The organism is Micrococcus flavus, assembly GCF_014204815.1.
Taxonomy (GTDB): Bacteria; Actinomycetota; Actinomycetes; order Actinomycetales; family Micrococcaceae; genus Micrococcus; species Micrococcus flavus.
In genome coordinates, this window is sequence record NZ_JACHMC010000001.1 from 368213 (window position 1) to 383817 (window position 15605).

The 15605-nt window shown below is 75.3% G+C and carries 15 protein-coding genes; 7 read left to right on the top strand and 8 right to left on the bottom strand.

Translation table 11 applies throughout. The features are described 5' to 3' along the window. The first annotated feature begins 161 nt into the window (after positions 1-161). Positions 162-656, top strand: coding sequence for a hypothetical protein (locus BJ976_RS01780; protein WP_135029941.1), 495 nt, complete (start codon positions 162-164; stop codon positions 654-656). 419 nt (positions 657-1075) lie between these two features. After that, entirely contained in the window at positions 1076-1846 is a 771-nt protein-coding gene (locus tag BJ976_RS01785; RefSeq protein WP_239286767.1) for a putative endonuclease domain-containing protein, read from the top strand. Between the two features lie 97 nt (positions 1847-1943). On the opposite strand, the gene purM is transcribed toward BJ976_RS01785, so the two are convergent. From purM to BJ976_RS01810, 5 genes are read right to left on the bottom strand one after another with little or no spacing between them, the layout of a single operon-like run. Next, on the bottom strand, positions 1944-3122 hold the full coding sequence (gene purM, locus BJ976_RS01790) for a phosphoribosylformylglycinamidine cyclo-ligase (protein ID WP_135029822.1): 1179 nt from the start codon (positions 3120-3122) through the stop codon (positions 1944-1946). Continuing rightward, positions 3119-4732 carry an amidophosphoribosyltransferase gene (gene purF, locus BJ976_RS01795; RefSeq protein WP_135029820.1) on the bottom strand — a complete coding sequence of 538 codons (1614 nt, stop codon included), beginning with the start codon at positions 4730-4732 and terminating at the stop codon, positions 3119-3121. Before purF ends, purM begins: the two co-directional genes overlap by 4 nt. Beyond that, entirely contained in the window at positions 4729-5157 is a 429-nt protein-coding gene (locus BJ976_RS01800; RefSeq protein WP_135029818.1) for a hypothetical protein, read from the bottom strand. Before BJ976_RS01800 ends, purF begins: the two co-directional genes overlap by 4 nt. Before the next feature lie 35 nt (positions 5158-5192). After that, the gene (locus BJ976_RS01805; protein WP_135029816.1) at positions 5193-5594 is read right to left on the bottom strand and encodes a sterol carrier family protein; all 402 of its coding nucleotides are present in this window, start codon (positions 5592-5594) and stop codon (positions 5193-5195) included. Next, entirely contained in the window at positions 5591-6634 is a 1044-nt protein-coding gene (locus BJ976_RS01810; RefSeq protein WP_135029814.1) for an asparaginase, read from the bottom strand. Before BJ976_RS01810 ends, BJ976_RS01805 begins: the two co-directional genes overlap by 4 nt. Before the next feature lie 45 nt (positions 6635-6679). Here BJ976_RS01810 and BJ976_RS01815 point away from each other — a divergent pair, with 45 nt between their 5' ends. Next, positions 6680-7582: a glycosyltransferase gene (locus tag BJ976_RS01815; RefSeq protein ID WP_135029812.1), complete on the top strand. Its 903-nt coding sequence runs from the start codon at positions 6680-6682 to the stop codon at positions 7580-7582. Between the two features lie 9 nt (positions 7583-7591). Here the strand turns inward: BJ976_RS01815 and BJ976_RS01820 are convergent, their stop codons facing one another. Together BJ976_RS01820 and BJ976_RS01825 are read right to left on the bottom strand one after the other, a co-directional pair. Next, positions 7592-8344, bottom strand: coding sequence for an ABC transporter ATP-binding protein (locus tag BJ976_RS01820; RefSeq protein WP_135029810.1), 753 nt, complete (start codon positions 8342-8344; stop codon positions 7592-7594). Between the two features lies 1 nt (position 8345). Continuing rightward, positions 8346-9455 (bottom strand): ABC transporter permease, encoded by a 1110-nt coding sequence (locus BJ976_RS01825; protein ID WP_135029808.1) that lies wholly within the window; start codon positions 9453-9455, stop codon positions 8346-8348. A gap of 258 nt (positions 9456-9713) precedes the next feature. On the opposite strand from BJ976_RS01825, the gene BJ976_RS01830 reads away from it, so the two are divergent. Both BJ976_RS01830 and BJ976_RS01835 read left to right on the top strand, forming a co-directional pair. Further along, positions 9714-11105 (top strand): sensor histidine kinase, encoded by a 1392-nt coding sequence (locus BJ976_RS01830; protein ID WP_135029806.1) that lies wholly within the window; start codon positions 9714-9716, stop codon positions 11103-11105. Further along, positions 11102-11728: a response regulator gene (locus BJ976_RS01835; RefSeq protein ID WP_135029804.1), complete on the top strand. Its 627-nt coding sequence runs from the start codon at positions 11102-11104 to the stop codon at positions 11726-11728. Before BJ976_RS01830 ends, BJ976_RS01835 begins: the two co-directional genes overlap by 4 nt. Before the next feature lie 48 nt (positions 11729-11776). Here BJ976_RS01835 and BJ976_RS01840 read toward each other — a convergent pair whose 3' ends face one another. Then, on the bottom strand, positions 11777-12025 hold the full coding sequence (locus BJ976_RS01840; protein WP_135029802.1) for a hypothetical protein: 249 nt from the start codon (positions 12023-12025) through the stop codon (positions 11777-11779). Between the two features lie 43 nt (positions 12026-12068). Here BJ976_RS01840 and purD point away from each other — a divergent pair, with 43 nt between their 5' ends. Continuing rightward, a complete protein-coding gene (gene purD, locus BJ976_RS12155; RefSeq protein WP_135029800.1) occupies positions 12069-14309 on the top strand; it encodes a phosphoribosylamine--glycine ligase in 2241 nt (746 codons plus the stop codon). Positions 14310-14519: 210 nt separating this feature from the next. Continuing rightward, positions 14520-15500 carry a PDDEXK family nuclease gene (locus tag BJ976_RS01850; protein WP_135029798.1) on the top strand — a complete coding sequence of 327 codons (981 nt, stop codon included), beginning with the start codon at positions 14520-14522 and terminating at the stop codon, positions 15498-15500. Positions 15501-15605 lie beyond the last annotated feature (105 nt).

The following is a 15605-nucleotide window of genomic DNA, read 5'->3' on the forward strand; positions in this document are numbered from 1 at the left end:
GGGTCACCGAGCGTTCTCGGGCGAGAACCGGCACGCCTGTCCCTCTCTGCGCTGGGGTCGCCCCTCCGATAACCGGCATAATGGATACGAGTATCATGGCCGGCATGGACCGCCCCCCGAAGTCAGACGATCAACGCCGCACGCACGAATCCGCCGACGTGATGACCGGTCCGCGGTGGGCACGGGGGCTGCTGTTCGTCGTGCCCGCGGTCTGGCTGGGGCTGCTCATCGGCATCTCATTGATCGAGGCGCCGCTGAAGTTCACGGCGCCGGGGATCACCATTCCCCTCGGCCTCGGGATCGGCCGCCGCGTGTTCGCGGCGATGAACGGCGTGGAGGTGGTGCTCGCCGTCGTCCTGCTGGTGGCGCTGACGCGCTCGTCCGGTCGCCCGCGCGCGCTCAGCCGGACTCCGGGCGGGCGATTGTGGCTCGCCGGGATCGTGGCGACGGCGACGCTCGCCGTGAAGGTCCTGGCCATCAGGCCCTTCCTCAACCGGCGCACGGACGCGGTGCTCGCGGGGATCGACGACGGCGGCTCCACCTGGCACTACTTCTACATCGCCGCAGACGGGGTCCTGATCCTGACCATGGTGGTCCTGCTGGTCGCCGCGACGCGTGCCCTGCTGCCGCCGGACGGAACGGCGTCGCTCAGCTGACGTCGCGGAGCTGACCCCGCGCGCCCCCGCCCCCCTTCCGTTCGAGAAACGGCACGTCTGCCGCCGCTTCTGTGCACAGAACGGCGCCGCCGCTCCTGCACAGGCCTCCCGCTCACGCCGTTCCTCCACACGGCGCGGGGGACCGGCGACGAGCCGTGATCGCGTCGAGCCACGCTGGCCCCATGACCAACGCCGCCTCCCCGCCAGTCCCTCCCGTGCCCCCTCATCCCGGAGGTGCGGACGACCTCCTCACCCGGGCGGGGCTGCGGGCCGCCGGCCTGCCCGAGGGGCGTGTGCGCTCCCGCGGCATCAGGCGGGTCACCCATGGCGTCCATCGTTCGGCCGCGCACGTGTCGGGCCGGTGGGTCGACCTCGGATACCCCGCTCCACCGGCACCGTTCTCTCCGGAGGACACCGCCGTGGTGGTCGAGGCCTCCGGGGGAGTGGCCTCCCATGCCACCGCGCTGCTGCTGCACGGGGTGCCGCTGCCGCCCTGGGTCTGCGAGGACGGGACCGTCCACATCTCCCGGCCGCATCCGCGGGGCGCGAGCGTCCGGGCCGAGGTCACCTCCCACGCCCGCACGGTGCCGGCCGTCGACGTCACCACGCTGCACGGCATCCGGGTGACCGGTCTCGAGCGCACGTGGGCCGACCTGGCCTCCCTCGTGCCCCCGCGGCTGATCGACCCCGTGGTCGCGGCGGGCGACGCCGTCGTGCGTCACCCGTGGACGGAGGGCGGACGGACAGCACCGCGGACCACGACGACGGCCCTTCGGTCCGCCCTCGACCGCGCCGGCCGCTTCAAAGGGGTCCGGACGGCCCGCGCCGCGCTCGACCTGGTGCGGGTCGGAGCGGACTCACCGCAGGAGACGGCGCTGCGACTCGCGCTGCTCCATGCCGGGCTGCCGGAGCCGCAGCTCCAGCTGGTGCTCCATCCGGACCGGGACCGCTCGCCCGATGCCGACCTCGGCTGGCGGGCCTGGCGGCTGGTGATCCACTACGACGGCGACTCGCACCTCGACCCGGGACAACGCCGCGTGGACCAGTGGCGCAACGACGGCTGGGACCGTGCCGGGTGGGCGCAGATCGTGGCCACCGTGGACGACGCACGGGACGACTTCCGGCGGGTCGTCGCCGACGTGCAGGCGCACCGGGCTCGGCTGGGTGGGCGGGTCTTCGGGACCTGCTGATGGGGCCGTTTCCCGAACGAAAGCACCGCGGGGGTGAGCTGTTTCCCGAACGAAAGCGCCCCGAGAGGTGCCGTTTCCCGAACGAAAGCGTCCGGCGTCAGGAGGCGTAGGCGCCCTGCATGAGGACGGCGCCGCCGTCGACGCCCTTGGCGCCCTGCACGTAGTCCTCGCCGGCGCCCTGGGCGCCCGCGGTGACCTCGCCGATCGAGCCCATGGTCCACGCCGGGATGCCGGCGGCCTCGATCGCGGCGACGGCCCGGTCCGCGGCGTCCGCCGACACCACCGCCACCATGCCCACGCCGAGGTTGAGCGTCCGCTCGAGGTCGGCCTGCGGGACCCGGCCGAGCTGCCCCACGAGCTGGAACACGGGCGGCAGCGCCCACGTGCCGCGGTCCACGGTGGCCATCAGGCCCTGCGGCAGCACGCGCGCGAGGTTCGCGGCGAGACCGCCGCCGGTCACGTGGGAGAACCCGCGCAACGGCAGGTCATCGCCGCCGTCCGTCCCGTTGAGGGCGTCCATCAGGTCCAGGCAGGCCCGCGTGTAGATGCGGGTGGGCTCCAGGAGCTCCTCGCCGAGGGTGCGGCCGAGCTCGTCCACCTCGCGGTCGAAGCTCCAGCCGGCGGCGTTGACCACGCGGCGCACCAGCGAGTAGCCGTTGGAGTGGATGCCGGAGGAGGCCATGCCGATCACCACGTCCCCGGCGCGCACCCGCTCGGCGCCGAGCACACGGTCCGCCTCCACCACGCCGGTGGCGGCGCCGGCGACGTCGTACTCGTCCACGCCCAGCAGGCCCGGGTGCTCGGCGGTCTCGCCGCCCACCAGCGCGGTCCCGGCGAGCCGGCAGCCCTCGGCCACGCCTCGCACGATGTCCGCGATCCGCTCGGGGACCACCTTGCCGCACGCGATGTAGTCGGTCATGAAGAGGGGCTTCGCGCCGACCACCACGATGTCGTCCACGACCATGCCGACCAGGTCCTGGCCGATGGTGTCGTGCTTGTCCATGGCCTGCGCGATCGCGACCTTGGTCCCCACGCCGTCCGTGGAGGTGGCCAGCAGCGGCTTCCGGCACCCGGTGAGCGCGGAGGCGTCCCACATGCCGGCGAAGCCCCCGACGCCGCCCAGCACCTCGGCGGTGTGCGTCGCCTTCACGGCGTCCTTCATGAGCTCGACGGCGCGGTCGCCCGCCTCCACGTCCACGCCGGCGGCGGCGTAGGTGATGGGGGCGCCGCCCGGGGCGGCCTCGGCGGGCTGGGCGGTGTTCTGGGCATCGGTCACAGCGGGGTCCTGTCCGTCTCGGTGAGCAGCTTCTCGTCCTCGGCGTCCGGGCCGGGCTCGCAGCCGGTGGACGTCACGGTGGTCACGATCCCGTCCTCGCCCACCACGGGGGTGGCGGCGGTGGTGGGGGCGCCGGTCTCGAGCACGGCCTTGCCGCGCTCCTTCTCGTCGACGAGCTCGATGGGGTAGCGGCCCGTGAAGCAGGCCGTGCACAGGCGCTCGCGCGGCTGCTCGGTGGCCGCGATCATGCCCTCCTCGCTGATGTACGCCAGCGAGTCCGCGCCGATCGAGGAGGCGATCTCCGCCACTCCGGCGCCGTTGGCGATCAGCTCGGCGCGCGTGGCGAAGTCGATGCCGTAGAAGCAGGGCCACTTCACGGGCGGGGAGGAAATCTTGACGTGCACCTCGGCGGCGCCGGCCTCCTTGAGCATCCGCACGATGGCCCGCTGCGTGTTGCCGCGCACGATCGAGTCGTCCACGACGACGACGCGCCTGCCCGCCACCACGCTGGGCTGCACGTTGAGCTTGAGGCGGATGCCGAGCTGGCGCAGGGTCTGCGACGGCTGGATGAAGGTGCGGCCCACGTAGGCGTTCTTCACGAAGCCCTGCCGGAACGGCAGCCCCGAGGCCTCCGCGTAGCCCACGGCGGCGGGTGTGCCGGACTCGGGGACCGGGATCACGACGTCGGCCTCCACCGGGTGCTCCTGCGCCAGCCGGCGGCCCATCTCCACGCGGGACTCGTACACGGAGCGGCCGTTGATCGCGGCGTCCGGGCGGGCGAGGTAGACGTACTCGAACACGCAGCCGGCCGGCTGCTCCTCGGCGAAGCGGGTCGAGCGGATCCCGTCCTCGTCGATCGCGATCATCTCGCCGGGCTCGACCTCGCGGATGAAGGAGGCTCCCACGGTGGCCAGGGCGGCCTGCTCGGAGGCCACCACCCAGCCGCGCTCGAGGCGGCCCAGCACCAGCGGGCGCACGCCGTGCGGGTCCCGCGCCGCGTACAGGGTGTGCTCGGTCATGAACACGAAGCAGTACGCTCCCCGGACCTTCGGGAGCAGCTCCAGGGCGGTCGCCTCCACGGAGATGCCCGGCTCGCCGTGCAGCAGGGCCGTGACGAGCGCGGTGTCCGTGGTGTTGCCCTGCTTGATCTCGCCGCGGGTGTGGGCGCCGTCCGTGGACTCCACCATGCGCAGCAGCTCGGCGGAGTTCACGAGGTTGCCGTTGTGCGCCAGGGCGACCGTGCCGTCGTCGGCGGTGGCGCCGAGCGTGGGCTGGGCGTTGGCCCACTTGTTCACGCCGGTGGTGGAGTAGCGGCAGTGGCCCACGGCCATGTGGCCGGTCAGGGCGGACAGGGTGGGCTCGTCGAAGACCTGCGAGACCAGGCCCATGTCCTTGTACACGGCGATCCGCTTGCCGTCCGAGGCGGCGATGCCCGCGGACTCCTGACCGCGGTGCTGCAGCGCGTAGAGGCCGTAGTAGGTCAGCTTGGCGACGTCCTCGCCCGGCGCCCACACCCCGAAGACGCCGCACTCGTCCTGCGGGCCGGCGTCCTGGGGGTCGAGCGCGGCGGTGAGGCGGCCGTCGCCGCGGCGGGTGCGAGCGGAGATCACGGCTCGGTGGTCCTTCCATCGGAGGGGTCCGTGTCGCGCCGGGGGCGCAGGGCCTCCGCCTCGGCGCGGTGCAGGGTGACGTCCGCCTGGGCGGGGTCGTCGGTGCGACGCAGGGTCACGGTGCGCGCGGTGCGGCGGGATCGGCGGTCCAGCAGGAGCCACACGAGCAGCCCCACCAGCATGCACGCGGCCATGGCGGCCACCAGCATGTAGCCGAACGTGGATCCGAAGCTCAGGGGCGCCCCGGAGTACGGGTCCACCGGCGGCCTGGGGGCCGCATGGACGAGGGTGGTGCCGATCAGGGCGAGGAGGAGGCCCGCCAGGACCGAGACCAGTACGGCGGCGGAGAGCCGGGGAGCACGGCGGAGCGTGTACTCCTGCTCGTCGGGGGCCGGGACGGGGCTGCGCTCGGGGCCGGAGGTCATGGGGGCCAGTCTATCGAGCCGGGCGGGCGCGCCGGTCACGGCCGCACCAGCGGCAGGTGCGCGGAGACGTCCGCACGCGTGCCGGAGGCGGACACCCGCCCGGCCGCTCGCGCATCCGTCCACGCGAGCAGCCCGGTGGCGAGCGCCAGCCACGTGGCCGCGTCCGTCTCCACCACGTTCGGCGGGGTGCCGCGCGTGTGCCGCGGCCCCGGGATGCACTGCGCGACGCCGAAGGGCGGCACCCGCACCTCCACCGAGTTCCCGGGGGCGCGGGTGGCCAGCTCCTCGAGGGCGAAGCGCACCGCGGTGGCGCGCGTCGAGCGGGGCAGGGCCGCGGCGGCGTCCGGGTCCTCGGCGTGCGTGCGCGCCCACGTCAGCAGGGCCGCATGGCCCTCCGTGACCGGCACGCGCCTCTTCGGGACGGAGCCGGTGGTCACGCCTCCACCACCGCGCGCACGGCCGCGGACAGCTCCACGGAGCCCACCGGATCGCCGCGGCCGAGGATCTTCGGGCGCACCTGCCCCACGACGGCCGCGAGCCGCTCGGCGTCCACGTGGTCCGGGGCGAACCGGCCCATCAGCGCGAGGGCCACGAGGTCGCCGGCGCGTGTGCCGCCGTCGAGGGCCTTGACGGCCACGGCGGTGCCGTCCGGGGCGCCCATCACCGTGACGCCGTCCGCGCCCAGCTTGGCCAGCAGGCCCAGTTCCCGCATCACCACGGTGTTCGAGTTCGTCTCGCCGTGCACGGCCCACGGGTGGGCGAGCATCGCCTCGGCGACGGCGGCCGCGTGCGGCTCCGCGTCCGGGCGGGAGGGGGCGCCGGAGACGCGGCCGATGCCGCGGGCCAGACCGGTCAGGGACACGACCGCCGCCGGCGCGCCGCAGCCGTCCACGCCGGTGTGGGCCACGGGCTCACCGCAGTACTCGGCGATCACGGCCTCCACCTCACGCTGGACCGGGTGCTGCGGGTCCAGGTAGGTGCCGACGTCGTGCCCCGCGGCCGCGCACGCGGCGAGGAAGCCGGCGTGCTTGCCCGAGCAGTTGTAGGCCAGCGGGGTCCGGCGGGCCTCCGAGCCCGCCTCGGCCGCGTACCGGACGAGCTCGTCCGCGTCGGCCGGCCAGTCCGGGGGGCACTGCAGGGCGGAGGCGTCCAGGCCGGCGTCGGCGAGCATGCGCGCGGCGAGCTCCTGGTGGCGCACCGTGCCGCGGTGGGAGCCGCACGCGATGGCCAGCGCCTCGCCCTCCAGCCGCGCGCCGTGCCGCAGTGCGGCGATCGCCTGGAACGGCTTGAGCGTGGAGCGCGGGTAGACCGGCGCGTCCACGGGCCCGAGCGCGGCCAGCACGGCGCCGTCCGGGCCCGTGACGACGGCGGCGCCCGCCGTGCGGGACTCCACGAACCCGTTGCGGACCACGTGGACGAGCTCGACGGCGTCGGCGAGGGCGAAGGTCTGGCCGGCGGGGGCGGCGGGGGAGGTCATGCCGACCATCCTAGGGAGGGGCCGGACCCTGTTGGCGTCGGCCCCATGAGCCTGCGACCCCGGCTGAAGCGGACCCTCACACGGGCCATGGCCCACCCCGCCGGGGCCCCGCTCCGCGCCGGGCACACGCTCCTCGCGCACACCGAGCTCGCCGTCCTCACCGCGCGGGACCGCGTGTTCGTCCCCGCCCCCACGCCCGCCGAGCGCGCCGACGTCGCCGAGCACCTCACGATCGTGGTCAAGACGTTCCTGCGCCCGGACGTGTGCCGGCGGTTCCTGCGCTCGGCGCGGACCGTGTTCGACGGGCGGATCGTCGTCGTGGACGACTCCCCGGAACCCCTGACGCCCCCGGACGGGCGCGTGGACGTGATCGCCCTGCCCTACGACTCGGGCGTGGCCGTGGGCCGCAACCGCGGCCTGGCCGCGGTGGACACCGAGTTCACCCTGATCACCGACGACGACCACGTGTTCTCCCGCGTCACCCGCCTGGGCCCCGTGCTCGACGACCTGCGGCGCAACCCCGAGGTGGACATCGTGGGGATGGGGCTGATGAACCTGCCGGAGCGGCGCGTCGCGGACGTCGGGACGCGGCGCATGACCGAGGGCTCCCTCGAGCCCCTGCGGGAGCACGGCGAGGTGATCGACGGCCTGCCGGTGCGGCTCATGGTGGCCCAGAACTACGTGGCCCGCACCGCGCCCCTGCGCCGGATCGGCTGGGACGAGGGCGTGCGGATGATGGACCACCGGGACTTCTTCCACCGCGCCTCGGGGCGGCTGGTCGCCGTCGTCGACCTCTCCGTGGGCGCCTACCACCTGCGCACCCCGCACCGGCGCGACGACATGGCGCGCCGCGGGGACCTCGCGAAGGACCGCGCCTACCTGCGCCGCACGTGGGCCGCGGTGGCCGCGGGCGAGGCGCCCAGCGACGTCACCTCGTTCCGGGGCTGACCTCGCCGATCAGCTCAGGCGACCGTCCACCATGGTCAGCGTCCGGTCCACGGCGTCGAGGAACTCGACGTCGTGGGTCACCATGAGCGTCGCCGCGCCCTCCTCGCGGGTCAGCCGTCCTAGCAGGTGGACGACGGCGGCCGAGCGCTCGCGGTCCAGCGCGGAGGTGGGCTCGTCCACCAGCAGCAGGGCGGGGGAGCCCATGAGGGCGCGCACGATGTTCACGCGCTGGCGCTGACCGCCCGAGAGCTGATGCGGGCGCTGGTCCGCCTGCCGGCCGAGGTCCACGCGCTCGAGCATCTCCTGCGCGCGGTCCCGGGCGGCGCGGCGGTCCGCGCGGGTGGCGCGCGGGTCCAGACGGACCGTCAGCTCCAGCTGCTCACGGGCCGTGAGGGAGGGCAGCAGGTTGGGCTGCTGGAAGACGACGCCGATCCGCTCGCCGCGCAGCCGGGTGCGGGCCGCGCGGGACAGGGCCGTGAGCTCGGTGCCGGCCACGTGGACGGTGCCGGAGGTGGGGGAGACCAGCCCGGCGGCCACGGCCAGCAGGGAGGACTTGCCGGAGCCGGACGGGCCGATCAGCGCGGTGAACGTGCCGGCGGCGAGGTCCAGCGAGACCTCGTCGAGGGCGCGCAGGGTGCGCCCCTCGCCGTCGGGGTACTCCAGCACCAGGTCCCGGACGGACAGGGCGGGGGCGTCGGGCCGGGCGGCACCGTGCGGGCGGCGGTAGGCGGAGAGGTCAGGGGTGTGGACGGTCACGGTCATGTCAGTTGCCTCCGAGGGCGATCAGGGGGTCGATGCGGGTCACGCGGGCCACGGCCAGCGCCGAGCCGGCGAGGCCGAGGGTGAGCACGCCGAGGGCGGGCAGGACGGTGGTGGTGGCGTCGAGGACGAATGGCACGGCGCGGGCGGCGAACGCCCCGGCGGCCATCGCCACACCGGTGCCGAGCGCCACGCCGAGCGCGAGGACGATCCCGCCCTGGAGGAGCGCGTCGCGCAGCACCCAGCCGGTGGAGCCGCCGAGCGCCTTGAGCACCGCGATCTCACGGGTGCGCTGGATGGTCCAGATGGACAGGAACGCCACCACCACGAGCGCCGAGATCCCGTATAGGAACCCCTGCATCATCGTCAGCGAGCCGTGCTCCGAGGAGTACGCGGGCAGGGCGGCATACGCGCCCTTCACGTCCGCGGCCACGGTGCGGGCGGCGGCGTCGCCCGCGGCGGTGACGGCGTCCGCGTCCGCGCCGGGGGCCAGGGTCACGAGGGCCGCGGTGCCCAGCACGTCCGGGTCGGCGGTGTGGGACAGCGCGCGCCAGTCGGTCGCCGTCGACCAGGCGACGGGCGTGTGGGAGTACCAGGAGTCGTCGACGACGCCGGCCACCGTGTACATGCGGCCACCGGACTCGACCCGGCCACCGGAGCCGACCCCCGCCTGGTCGGCCAGGGTGCGGGAGAGCACGAGCTCGCCGTCGCGCAGGCCGGCCGGGGCCTGCGGGGCGCCCGGGTCCAGGCCGAGGAAGGCGGCGGAGGCGACGCCGGCGACCTCCTCCCCGTCCCGGCCGGTCAGCCGCCCCTGGGACACCCCGAGCGGCTCGACCCGCTCGACGCCGTCCGTGCCGGCCCACGCCTCGCGCTGGGCGGCGGTGAGCTCGGCCTGGGTGAAGGAGGCGGTCGGGTCCTGGCCGGCGGCTCCGCCGAACACGATGCGGTCCGTGCCGCGCGCCCCGAGCTCGTCCAGGGCGGCGGTGTTCTCGTGGCCCAGGCCCGCGGTGAGGCCGGAGAGCATCACGAGCAGGACGGTGATGAGCGCGACGACGGCGCCCATGAGGCTGAAGCGACCGGTGGCGAACCGCAGGTCGCGCAGGGCGAGGAACATGGGGTGGGATCCGTTCTTCTCGGAGGGGGTGTGCGTGATACCTCCAGCCTCCCGCCGGGGTGTCGCACGCGGATCGCCCGCCGTGGAGGGTCCCCGGTCAACCGATCGGTTGATCCGGCCCTGCCGTCCCTGCGGCCCGCCCCCCGCGTTTTCGGGCGCGGAATAGGCCCTGTTTCGCGCTCGAAAGCACCCATTCGCCCGATTCCGTCCACGAAAACGAGGGTCTCGGTGGAGCTGCGCGCCGCCTACGCTGGCGTCATGCATGCCGCCCCCCCGCCCCGCAGCGCCCGCCTGGACACGCCCGCCCTGCTCGCCGCGCTCCGGGTGGTGCTGCACGTCTCCTTCGCCGGGCTCCTGACCCTGGGCCTCGCCCGCGCGCTGACAGGCGGCGACGGCGCCCCGCCCGCCCCGGGCTCCGCGCCCCTGCTCGGGGGCCTCACCGTGGTGCTGGCCGCCGTGTACCTGGCCGGGACCGTGCGCGAGCGCCGGCTCTGGTCCGCCGGCCGCGCCCCGGGCGCCGGTGCGGCCCTCGGCTGGCTCGCCGCCGTCCTGGCGCTCTGGGCCCTGCTGGTGCTCCACCATGCGGACTTCACCTGGCTCGCGTTCCCCCTCTTCTTCGTGTGTCTGCACGTGGTCGGGGTCCTGCTCCGCCGCCCCGCGCTCGCGGTGGCGCTCGTCGCGGCGGTGACCGGCGTCGTCGTGGGCGCCGGGCTCCTGCGGACGGGGGCGCCGTCCCCCGGCGCGGTGCTCGGGCCGGTGATCGGCGCGGGGGTCGCCGTGGTGATGAACCTGGCCTACCGGGTCCTCCTGGCCGACGCCGCCCACCAGCGGGCCGTGGCCGAGGACCTGCGGGCCACCCGCGCCGAGCTCGCCGAGTCCGAGCGGCACGCCGGCGTCCTCGCCGAGCGGGAACGGCTCTCCCGCGAGATCCACGACACCCTGACGCAGGGCCTGGCCTCGATCGTGCTGATCTCCCGCGCCGCCCAGGACGCCGTCCGCGCCGGGGACGTCGCCCTCGCGGACGAGCGCCTGGAGACCGTGCGGGCGACGGCGGCCGAGAACCTGGCCGAGTCACGCGCCTTCGTGCGCGGGCTCCGCGCGGCGGGGCCGGCCCCGGGACCCGACGGGGGCGATCCGGCCGTCGCCGAGCACCCGCTGGCCACGGCGCTGGCGTCGGCGGTGCGGGGCTTCCGCGCCCGCCAGCAGGCGGTGGGGGAGCCCGTGGACGCCGAGCTCACCGTGGTGGGCGAGCCCGTGCCCGTCGGGGAGGCCGTCGAGACCGCACTCGTGCGCGCCGCCCAGTCCTCCCTGGCCAACGTGGCCCAGCACGCCCGCGCACGTCGCTGCCGGGTCACCCTGACGTGGCTGGACGGGGAGGTCGCCCTCGACGTGGCCGACGACGGCGTGGGCGTCGACCCGGCGGCGGCCGCGGTCCCGAGCGGCGCGGGCGCCGTGGGGTGCACCAGTACGGCGGGTGGGACCGGCGTCGGGCTGGCGGGGCTGCGCGAGCGCGTGGCCGGCGTCGGCGGCGAGGTGAGCGTGGAGAGCGCCCCCGGCGAGGGGACCGTGGTGGCCGTGCGCGTGCCGCTGGGCCGCGCCGGCGGGGGGAACGCGCAGAGCGGATCGGACGTGGAGAGGAGCCGCCCATGAGCGTGCGCGTGATGCTGGTGGACGACCACCCGGTGGTGCGGGCGGGCGTGCGCGCCGTGCTCGAGGCGGACCCGGAGCTGACCGTGGTGGCCGAGGCCGGGGACGGCGCCGCCGCCCTGGCCGCGGATCCGGCCGGGGTGGACGCCGTGCTGATGGACCTGCAGATGGGCGAGGGGATGGACGGGGTGACCGCCACGCGTCGGATGCGCGCGGCCCACCCGCACGTGCCCGTGCTGATCCTCACCACGTTCGACACCGAGGCGGACATCCTCGCCGCCCTCGACGCCGGCGCTGCCGGCTATCTGCTCAAGGACGCCCCCGCGGAGGAGATCGCAGCGGCGGTGCACCGCGCGGTGGCCGGGCGACCGGCGCTCGCGCCCGAGGTGGCCGAGCGGCTGATCGGGCGCAGCACCGGGGTCGGCGCGGCCCAGGCCCTGAGCGGGCGGGAGATCGAGCTGCTCGAGCTGATCGCCCGCGGGGACACCAACCGGGAGGCCGCGCGCGCCCTGTTCCTCTCCGAGGCCACCGTGAAGACGCACCTGGTGCACATCTTCCAGAAGCTCGGCGTGGGCACCCGCACCGAGGCGGTGCACGCAGCGCGGGAGCGCCGGATCATCCGCTGAGGTGGTCGGTGTCGGACCCGGGCGCGCCGGGCGTGCGCCCGGGGCGGGTCAGCGCCGGCGGACCGCCCGGATGATCACGGCGGCCGCGACCGCGGCGCCCGCCACGATGGCCAGGGCCCATCCCAGGGCGAGGTCGCCCCTGCCGACGCCGAACAGCCGCAGGGTCCAGAAACCGATCAGCGCGCACACGAACGTCACGCCGACGAACGTGTAGACCGAGCGGAGCCCGTGTCCGGGACCGCCGGCACCGCGGCGGCCGGCGTCGTCGCGTCCGTGGTGGAGGGGAGGCAGGGTCATGACCTCCACCCTAGGGCGTCCGGGCGCGCCGTAGGCTGGGGGCGTGAAGATCCTCGTGCTCGGCAACGGCGGCCGCGAACACGCGCTGCTGCGCGCCCTCTCCCGTGATCCCCAGGTCCGCGAGCTCCACGCGGCCCCCGGCAACGCCGGCATGGCGGACGCGGCGACCCTCCACCCGGTGGTCGCCACGGACGCCGACGCCGTCGTCGCCCTGGCCGGCCGCCTGGCGGTGGACCTCGTGGTCGTCGGCCCGGAGGACCCCCTGGCCGCCGGCGTGGCCGACGCGCTGCGCGAGGCCGGGATCGCGGTGTTCGGTCCGTCGCGCGCCGCGGCCCAGCTGGAGGCGTCGAAGGCGTTCGCCAAGGAGGTCATGACGGCCGCCGGTGTGCCGACCGCGGGTGCGCGCGTGTGCACCACGCAGGCCGAGGCGGAGGCCGCCTTCGCCGAGTTCGGTGCCCCGCACGTGGTCAAGGACGACGGCCTGGCCGCCGGCAAGGGCGTGGTGGTCACCTCGGATCGGGCCGAGGCGCTGGCGCACGCCGCGGCGTGCTTCGCCGCCGGCGGCGCCGTGGTGGTGGAGGACTTCCTCGACGGCCCCGAGGTCTCCCTCTTCGTGCTCTGTGACGGCACGGACGCCGTCCCGCTGACCCCCGCTCAGGACTTCAAGCGCATCCACGACGGCGACGCCGGCCCCAACACGGGCGGCATGGGCGCCTACACCCCGCTGGAGTGGCTGCCGGCGGGCTTCGTGGACGAGGTCATGGACCGCGTGGCCCGGCCCGTGCTCGCCGAGATGGCCCGCCGGGGGACGCCGTTCACGGGCGTGCTGTTCATCGGCCTGGCCGTCACCGCGAAGGGCCCCGAGGTCATCGAGTTCAACGTGCGCTTCGGCGACCCCGAGACGCAGGCCGTCCTCGCCCGCCTGGAGACCCCGCTCGGCGGGCTGCTGGCCGACGCCGCCGCAGGCCGCCTCGGCGCGGACCGCGCCCTGGACTGGAGCGACGACGTCGCCGTGGACGTGGTGCTGGCCTCCGCCGGGTACCCCGCGACGTCCTCGTCCGGCGACGTGATCACCGGCGTCGAGGACGCGCTGGCCCTCGAGGGCGTGGACGTGCTCCACGCCGGCATCGCCCGGACCGAGGATGGAAATCTGGTGACGGCCGGCGGACGGGTGCTCGCCGTCGTCGGGCGGGGGGAGGACCTGGCGCAGGCGCGGGCCCGGGCCTATGCCGGCGCCGAGTGCATCCGGTTCGACGGCGCCCAGCACCGCACGGACATCGCGCTCAAGGCCGAGCGCGGAGAGATCGCCGTGCCCGCGCGTGCGGGCGGGACCGGTGGGACGGGCCAGGGCGTCGCGAGGGGCGGGTTCGCCGGCGCGCAGGCGCTCGACCTGCCCGGCTGGCGGCACGTCTACTCCGGCAAGGTCCGCGACCTCTATGAGCCGGCCGACGCCGCACCGGGGGAGTCGGAGACCCTGCTGGTGGTGGCCTCGGACCGGATCAGCGCCTACGACCACGTGCTCGAGCCGCCGATCCCGGACAAGGGCGCCGTGCTGACCCAGCTGAGCCTGTGGTGGTTCGAGAGGCTCGCCGAGGGCGAGGACGCCGTCGCCCACCATGTGGTGTCCACCGACGTGCCGGAGGCCGTGGCCGGGCGCGCGATGGTGGTGAAGCGGCTGGCCATGCACCCCATCGAGTGCATCGCGCGCGGCTACGTGACCGGCTCCGGGCTGGCCGAGTACCGCGAGCACGGGACGGTGACCGGCATCCCGCTGCCGGAGGGTCTCGTGGACGGGTCCCGGCTCGAGCCGGCGGTCTTCACCCCCTCGGCCAAGGCGGAGGTCGGCGAGCACGACGAGAACATCACGTACGAGCAGACCGTCGAGCGGGTGGGCGAGGACGTGGCCGCGGCGCTGCGGGACGCGACCCTGGCCGTGTACACGCGCGCCGAGGCAATCGCCCGCGAGGCCGGGATCATCCTGGCCGACACGAAGGTGGAGTTCGGTGTCGACCCGACGGGGGAGCTGGTGCTCGGGGACGAGGTGCTCACCCCCGACTCCTCCCGCTTCTGGGACGCCGAGGACTACGAGCCCGGCCGCGCCCAGGCCAGCTTCGACAAGCAGTTCGTCCGCGACTGGCTGACGAGTCCGGCCTCCGGGTGGGACAAGGCGTCGGGCGAGGCGCCGCCGTCGCTGCCGGCCGACGTCGTGGAGAAGACGCGCGCCCGGTACGTGGAGGCGTATGAGCGCCTGACCGGCCGGACCTTCGTGGCCCCGGGGGCCTGATCTCACGCCCCCGAGCGCTTTCGAACGTGGAAGAGGGCCTATTCCGCGTTCGAAAGAGGCCATTCGCCCGATTCCACGTTCGAAAACCCCGGGGGGGGTGGGGTGTGGTGGGTCGGACCGGTCCTGCACAGCCTGATGGACCCCGGCGTGTCGTCCCCGCTCGCGGCCCCGCGACCCGCTGACCGCAGCTCGCGCCTGCACGCTGGGCCCATGCCCCGCACCGCCTCGCCCCTGCCCGCCGCCCTCGCCGGATCCGTCTTCACCTGCGCCGAGGCGGAATCCGCCGGTGTCGGGCCTGACCGGCTGCGGTCGACGGCGGTCCGCCGGGTCACCCAGGGTGCCCACCGCGCGGTCGCCGACCGTCCCGGGACATGGGCCGATCTGGGCCTGCGCGAGCCGGTCGCCGAGCTGCCGCCCGAGGAGGCCGCGGTCGTCGTCGCCTTGACGCGCGGGGTGGCCAGCCACGTCACGGCGCTGCGCCTGCACGGGATGGTCCTCCCCGCATGGCTCGCGGAGGATCGGCGGCTCCACGTGAGTCGCCCTCACGGGAGGGGCCGCAGCGGTCGGGCCGGCGTCGTCACCCATCTCCGGGACGTGCCCGCGGCCGATGTCACCGAGGTGCGCGGGATCCGGGTGACGACACCGGAACGCGCCTGGGCGGATCTGTGCTCGCTCCTGCGACCGGGGCAGATCGAGCCCGCTGTGGTGGCCGGGGACGCGCTGGTGCGCCATCCCTGGGTGGACGGCGTCCGCACGGCTCCGGTGACCACGCCGCGACGGCTGCGCGAGGCCCTCGATCGTGCCGGGCGCTTCAAGGGCGTCCGCACGGCGCGGGCGGCACTCGAGCTGGTGCGGGTCGGGGCGGACTCCCCGCCGGAGACGGAGCTGCGACTCGCCCTGCTCGACGCCGGTCTGCCGGAGCCGCGGCTGCAGGTGCAGCTGGTCACGAGCACGGGTGAGCAGACGGACGCAGACCTCGCGATCGACGAGGCTCGCGTGGTGCTCCACTACGACGGCGGCCACCACCGCACTCCCGACCAACAGGCCCGCGACGCCCGGCGAGACCGGCTCTGGCAGGAGGCGGGACGACTCTCCCTCTCCGTGTCGGTGCTGGATCGGCGTGACGGCTACCGCGGCGTCGTCCGCGCGGTGCTGCGCCGCTGGGCGCAGGTGCGCGCCGGCGTCGTCTGAGGCCCTCCGGACGCCAGCCCCCCCGTTTTCGAACGTGGAATCGGCCGAATGGGCGCTGTCGAACGTGGAATAGGGCCGATTCCACGTTCGAAAACGCCAGGGGGG